General features: G+C 57.5%; 7 protein-coding genes. 2 read left to right on the top strand and 5 right to left on the bottom strand.

The window, feature by feature from the left end:
* The coding region (locus tag VGE80_RS08000) for a hypothetical protein (RefSeq protein ID WP_440592279.1) at positions 1-311 on the bottom strand (311 nt) is incomplete at its 3' end.
* Positions 312-428: 117 nt separating this feature from the next.
* Entirely contained in the window at positions 429-1,151 is a 723-nt protein-coding gene (locus VGE80_RS07995) for a DUF6134 family protein (RefSeq protein ID WP_373653684.1), read from the bottom strand.
* Positions 1,152-1,531: 380 nt separating this feature from the next.
* Between VGE80_RS07995 and VGE80_RS07990 the strand changes: the two genes are divergently transcribed.
* Both VGE80_RS07990 and VGE80_RS07985 read left to right on the top strand, forming a co-directional pair.
* Positions 1,532-1,831, top strand: coding sequence for an acyl carrier protein (locus VGE80_RS07990; protein ID WP_373653685.1), 300 nt, complete (start codon positions 1,532-1,534; stop codon positions 1,829-1,831).
* Between the two features lie 26 nt (positions 1,832-1,857).
* On the top strand, positions 1,858-2,754 hold the full coding sequence (locus tag VGE80_RS07985) for a class I SAM-dependent methyltransferase (RefSeq protein WP_373653686.1): 897 nt from the start codon (positions 1,858-1,860) through the stop codon (positions 2,752-2,754).
* A gap of 193 nt (positions 2,755-2,947) precedes the next feature.
* On the opposite strand, the gene VGE80_RS07980 is transcribed toward VGE80_RS07985, so the two are convergent.
* The 3 genes from VGE80_RS07980 to VGE80_RS07970 form a co-directional block, all read right to left on the bottom strand.
* Positions 2,948-3,394 carry a hypothetical protein gene (locus tag VGE80_RS07980; RefSeq protein WP_440592278.1) on the bottom strand — a complete coding sequence of 149 codons (447 nt, stop codon included), beginning with the start codon at positions 3,392-3,394 and terminating at the stop codon, positions 2,948-2,950.
* Positions 3,395-3,470: 76 nt separating this feature from the next.
* On the bottom strand, positions 3,471-5,420 hold the full coding sequence (gene argS, locus VGE80_RS07975; RefSeq protein ID WP_440592277.1) for an arginine--tRNA ligase: 1,950 nt from the start codon (positions 5,418-5,420) through the stop codon (positions 3,471-3,473).
* Positions 5,421-5,676: 256 nt separating this feature from the next.
* Positions 5,677-6,864: MFS transporter (locus VGE80_RS07970; protein WP_440592276.1), on the bottom strand; the 1,188-nt coding region annotated here is incomplete at its 5' end.

Raw genomic sequence — 6,864 nt, 5'->3', positions numbered from 1 at the left:
AAGGCCTGCGCGAACGCGGTCCGCCCCAGATAGCGGGATGACGTCACGACGCCCCAGTCCTGGAACGATTCGGGGGGAGTCTCAAAGTTGCTCATCGCATCCCTGACTGCCACCAGGGAGGTCAGAGTCTGCTCGTCAGAGTGTCTGAGGACGCTGTTTCCCAGATCACCGGGGAGGCTGCTGGACTGTTTTCTCAGGGCGTTCACCGCGTCGTTCTGCAATCGCGCTGTCGCGTACGAGGCAACGACACATTCAAGGGAACTGTTGTTGTTGGCACTCGGCTCTCGTTGAGTACTGGCGATTGATGACACAGGTGCCCCTCTATAAACACGATAAAAGTTTGAGCGGGATGAAATTCGAAGTGGCCCGGACGAATGAAAAAACAGGTTTCCGTCGGCCGGACAGGAAATTGCGTTACGGGAGGACTCTTATTCTTTAGACACGCGAATCTGTTTCAGCCGCAGTTCCATGTGGTGCCCCTGTTCGATCGACTTCTGACAGACAAGTCGCTCTTGCTCGTCAAACCACAGTTGCGCAGGCGACGGCCCGTCGATCTTGAAGTGACGGCAGTTGAGCGACCGGCCCGCACACGTAATGTTTTCAGTGCCGACATATTCGAGCGTCGCCGCCTGAGCGCGACCGTTATCCACGTCAACAATTGTCAGCGTGCTGTCGCGAACGTCCTGAGGTGGCAACCTCCAGTACGCTGTGGTCATCAGACACTGTGAAGGGCAGGAAATGGGTTTTCCATTGAAAGCGATTTCCTGATGACAGCCGTCGGTTTTGAGAGTGAATGAGCGTTTCTTGCCACCATCTTCACACCGCACACTGGCCGTTTCGACGCGTCCTTCCCGCCAGACTTCTTTCCCCTCAAGCTTGAAGGTGTAGGCGTAGACAATGACGTCGATTTTGACGTCGGTCTGAAACGAAACTTGCTGAGTATCGCCGACGGACTTGATCGTCAGCAGATGGGTACCGACCGGCTTGTGATCGACGCGAACTTCAAATTCACGGACTTCGCCGGGTTCAGGCTTGCTCCGGGAGATCGTCGCAGAAACAGGAGTGATCTCACCAGCGAATGCCCCGGTCTCGACCGCCACCCCACAGACACACAAGACGACAATTGACCAATAAAAGTTTGACTGTCGCATAGCTCCCTCCCTGGAGCATCGTCAACGTTGAACCGAAGCCTCAAGCTCCGATCGTTCAATTCACCGCTGTATTCTTCCACTGAGCGGCCCATCATCCTGATAGTCCTTATCAGTCATACAAGCGGGGTCCGCAGTCTAGCGACTTCTGGTTTTGCCACTAGATCTTTTACGAGGAAAAAATGACCTCTTCAGGGAATTTTCCGAAAAATCGGTATTGTAGCGTCTTGCAAAAGTTGTTTTGATCTCTCGGCATCCGACACTTTGGGCTGCTCCATTACGGCGTTCGTCAGTTTGTCGGATCAATGGATCGTCGCTTGAACCAGCTCCGCTTGCGACGCGATCAGGTGAGCTTCCCATCATGGATGACTTCGGGAGATATCGTGGTTACACGCGACCAAATTCGTGAGACGCTGTTAGAGTTGTTTGAGGCTGAAACCGGCGAACCACTCGATGCGTTGTCGGATGACCAGCATCTCGCCGAACAACTCGGGCTCGATTCCGTCGACATGGTCAGCCTGATCATGCAACTGGAACGACACTTCAAGATCCGGCTGACACACGAAGAACTGGCAGACGCCGTCTACGTCGGTCAACTGCTGGACATCGTTCTTGAGAAAGCCAATGCACCGAAGGAAGCCACCGGCTCGGACTCGGGCGAACCTCAAAGAATGGCTGCGTAACTCACTGACCGATCGCAAGGAAGAACATGTCGGCAACAGTCACACCGCGTGGTGCTTCTCCGGAAGCCATTCGAAGTCATTACGATGTTGCCAACGAGTTCTACGAGCTCTGGCTGGACCCCACCCTTTGCTATTCATGTGCCCTCTGGGAAGGTGACGAACCCGATTCTGCACTGGAAACAGCTCAGTTAAGAAAGCTGGACTTCCATGCAAATCAGATTCGAGCAAAAGGTGCAGCCCGGGTTCTCGATGTCGGTTGCGGATGGGGATCGCTTGTGCGACGCCTGGTCGAAACGCACGGCGTCCAGCATGCCACGGGTCTGACACTGAGCGATGCACAGGCCGCCTGGAGTGCCCAGCGGCCTGACCCGCGAGTCGACATCCGGATCGAAAGCTGGGTGGATCACCAGCCCGACTCCCCTTATGACGGGATCGTCTCCGTCGGTGCCTTCGAGCACTTTGCGAAAGCTGACTGGGACGACGATCAGCGAATCGCCGCCTATCGCGCCTTCTTCCAACGTTGCCACAAATGGCTGAAACCGGGTGGACGGCTTTCACTGCAGACGATTTCCTATGGAAACGTCGATGTGGCAAACGTCAAAGAACAGCCTGACACCAAGTTCTTCTTCGACGTCATCTTCCCCGAGTCGGTCTTGCCCACGGTCTCGGACATCATCACCGCCAGTAACGGTCTGTTCGAAGTGGAAATCCTTCGTAACGACCGCGAACACTACGGTCGCACCTGTCAGATCTGGTACCGCACGCTCGTCGCCCGCAAGGCCGAAGCACTCAAGATCGTCGACCAGGAAACATACAACCGGTTCGTGCGGTACCTGAAACTCAGTGCCTTCGTCTTCAACGCCAGCTACACCGGCCTGCTGCGAATCGGTTTTCGCAAGTGGGATGAATCACGCATGGGCTGACGCCCGACTGGACCTGAGCAGGGCATGAGCGGTGAGACACGTGATCACCTCGCACGCATTCCGATCACGGCCTTAGCAAACGGCAAGTCCAATGCCTTGCCGCGTGCTCATTAAGGCTGGTGAATATCGGGACTGACGATCACCATCGCGCCGCAGCCCATCAATGACCCTCCATCGGCCCTCTTCGCGCTGGCTATGTTGACTCTGTTCTGGACAGCGTGGTTTCCGGCAGTCCTTCTTTCGCAGACCATCGCTGCAGGATGAGGATCAGCACGCCAAGACCGGCACAGCAAGGTCCCTCCAGCACCGTCCACCACACAGGCATCCCTTCGGCCCAGTCGATCCCCACGACGATGCCCCCTTGCACAATCATCAGCCAGGCGATCAAGGCGATGATGCGCGAATAGGCCTGAACGTCCGCGGCCAGATACCACAGCAGCAGCCCATAACCGACATACCATAACGATGTCGATCGGGCGAGGTAGCCCGCAATGGAGTCGCTGGGAAAGTCTCCCATTCCCAGCGACTGATGACTGGCGTTAATCCAGCTTCGCGGCGCGACAACCGCGAAAAACGCGAACAGGTCGAGCACGCCGATGGCTCGCAGCGTTGCAACCAGGTATCGACTTCGATTCGCCAAATGCAGAATCCCATTCGAAATTCAGTTTGCTTCCGAGTCACGGGCAACGGACCGACCTGCAGCGCTGCCAGACCTGTTACATCTGATCCGCCACACCAATCCCCAACAGGTCAAGTCCCTGCTTGAGAACTCGGGCCGTCGCGTCGCACAAGAGAAGCCGACTGGTTCGCAGTTCGGCCGGCTCGGCACTCAGCACGGGACACTCGTTATAGAACGACGCGAAACAGTTTGCCGTGTCGTACAGGTACTGTGTCAGCAGGTTCGGACGGTAATCGACCGCCACATCGGCCACCGCGTTGGCAAAGCGATTGAGCTGCAGAGCGAGCGCCCGTTCTGCGGCCGTCCCCAGAATGACCGGGTGTCCCCCCTGCCGTAAGGCCGAGACATCCACTTCACCCTTCCGCAGAATCCCGCAGACGCGTGCGTAGGCGTACTGGTTATACGTGGCAGTATCCCCCGTGGTGGCCAGCATCTTCTCCCAACTGAAGACGTAGTCACTGTCACGGTTGTGATGCAGGTCGACGTAAATGATCGCTCCCATCCCGACGAGCACCGCGACATTCGCCCGTTCTGCCTCAGACAGGTGTGAACTGTTCTCATCGACGATCTTGCGAGCGTTCTGGATCGCTTCGTCCAGGAGACTTTCCAGTCCAATCGTATCGCCTGAACGAGTTTTGTACGGACGGCGGTCTTCACCCAGCACGGTACCAAAGCTGACATGCCGGAACTCGGTCTTGTCGTAGCCCATCTTCTTCGCGGTCGCGAATAGCAGTTGGAAATGCTCGCTCTGGCGAGAATCGACGACGTACAGGCAGGCATCGGCGGCCAGGGTATCGACGCGGTAGCGGATCGTTGCCAGATCGCTGGTCGCGTAAGTAAACGCACCATCCGCCTTTTGAACGATGAACGGAGCCTCATTGCCGTCGACAAAGACGCATGTTGCCCCCTCGCTGACCACGGCAAGATTGGCTCGCTTCAGCTCCTCAACAATCCCCGCGAGCATCGGGTTGTACCAGCTTTCCCCCAGTGCCATATCAAAGGTGATACCAAACCGCTGATACATCACTTCCAGGGCGGCCATGCACTTGGGGACGAATTCGTCCCAGAGCTGTTTATTCTCGAGATCGCCTGCATGCAGCTTGGCGGTTTCCCGCCGGGCCAGTTCGCCAATCTTCGGATGGGCCTCTGCGAGAGATTTCAGACGCTCATCCTTCGCCACAGCGCTGATCTTCTTTTCGGTCGAAGCGATCTCGGCTTTGAGATCATTCAACTCCTGCTCGGATCTCTTGGCGTACCGGGCCGCATCTTTGTCTGCGGGATTGGCCGCAGCAGCCTGACGAGTCGCCGTGACAGCGGCTTCTTTCACGGGCACGTCCGCGACCAGTTTCGGCAGATTCGCCACCATTTCGTCGTAGTCGGAGAGCTGATTGACCAGACGGTAGAGCCGGGCCAGTTCCGGCACGGCATCACGCTGGTAGGCGGCATCGTCGCGGAAGTTCTTGTACCCGTAAATAATCATCCCGAACTGGGTCCCCCAGTCCCCGACGTGGTTGTCTGAGAGGACGCGGTGTCCCAGGTATCGCAACACTCGGCAGAGAGCATTCCCGATCACCGTGCTTCGCAGGTGGCCGACATGCATCGGCTTCGCGACGTTGGGAGACGAATAATCGACGATAATCGTGCGCGGGCTCGTCGTCGCTGCAACACCCAGCCGATCGTCGCTGGCCAGTCTGGCCGTCTCTTCAGCCAGCCGTTCGGTCTTCAGACGGAAGTTGATGAATCCGGGTCCGGCAATCTCGGGAGGCTCGCAAAGATCCAGAACGTCTAGCTTTTCAACCAATGCCGCTGCGACATCGCGAGGAGGTCGCTTTAGTTGCTTCGCAAGGGGCATCGCGCAATTTGCCTGGAAGTCCCCAAACTTCACGTCCTGAGAAGGCTTCAGCATCTCGACATACGATTCGGGTGAATCGGTCAATGACGCCAGGGAAGCCCGCAGGCGAGACCGCAACTCTGACAGAAAATCCATGAACAAAACCTATTGAAAGCCGGTGACCACATCAAATCGCCACAGAGCGCGCGTGGCGGAAGCACCAAATTCTAGCGGCGATGATCGGCCGATACACCTGTCCGCCCGTCCGAAAGAGGTGTCCGCGAATCTAAGCCCGTACCGTGACGATCACCAGAACCTTCGTAGCGACTGCGGAAAGTAAGGGAAGTCAAACTGCTGGAGCGAGAGCCTGCTTGCACGTCACTTCATCGCGAGGCATCGTCGCTCGATCGCTTCAGCACTCTTCAATCGTTGCGGCGATGGGTTCGCTGGCATCGACGGTCGCTTCGGCAGCCGCTCCGAGGCTGATCGTCTCCGCCAACCCGGGCGTGACCTCCAGCGAGCGAATCCGCCCAGCCAGCCAGAGGCTGATCAACGTCGAGCTGGCGGCGATCCAGCCGACGAGACCAAACCGTTCCAGCAGTCCGTTTTCTGACTCCGAAATAATGATCCCACCGACGTAGGCCCCCATCCCGCTCGCAATGTGCTGCACGGAAGAGTTGGCACTGAGGAATCCACCACGGCGATGACGCTCGACGCTGCTCGTGATCATGGTCATGGCGGCAATCATCCGCCCCACGTTACTCACCATGAGACTCCCAAACACGACGACCGCCACCGAAACAGCGACATGGGGAAGGTGCGTGATCGCCAGTAACAGCAATGCAGAAATCGGACTGATTGTCCTGAAGACCGTCAAAGCTCCCCAGTGATCGGTCAGCTTGCCGATGGCCGACGCGGTGAACAGAGTCAGTCCACCACCTACAACATAGATCAACGGAAGCTGTTGCTCTGTCAGCCCCACGTTGGAAACGAAATAGGTGCTGACGTAGGGGAAGACAGTAAAGCTTCCCATCATCAGGGCCACGGTCAACGCAAAAGCATTCAGATGACTGGCGAACGAGAACGTTTCGGTCAGCGAACGAAGCGGGTGGGCATGCACCTGGTGGACGTGCCCATCCAGTCGCGGCATCGCAAACGGTGCCAGAAACAGAATGGGAACCCCCGCGATGACCAGAGCAATGAACGGAACCTGCCAACCATAGTTCGTGCCGAGAAACAGCCCCAGCGGCACGCCGGCGACGGAGGCCAGCGCAAACCCGGTCATGAGTGAGCCCGTCGCCCGGCCCCGCCGTTCCTCAGGAACGACGTCACCGATAATCGTCATGGCCATCCCCCCCAGCACGCCACCGAAGGCACCGGTGGCGATGCGAGCCGCGACAAGCGTGTGATAAGTTGGCGAAATGGCGCAAAGCAGGGTCCCCAGCAGGAACCCGGAATAGAGCACGAGAAATGAGGTCCGGCGGGGAAAGCGATCCACGATCGAAGAGGCGACGAGGCCCGACAGTCCTGCCGCAAAGGTATATGACGATACGATCAACCCGAATTCGGCCGGACCGATCTGGAGAGTTCGCATCAATTG

The organism is Schlesneria sp. (assembly GCF_036405755.1).
GTDB classification, from domain to species: Bacteria; Planctomycetota; Planctomycetia; order Planctomycetales; family Planctomycetaceae; genus Schlesneria; species Schlesneria sphaerica.
This window is presented reverse-complemented; position numbering and strand designations above follow the sequence as displayed.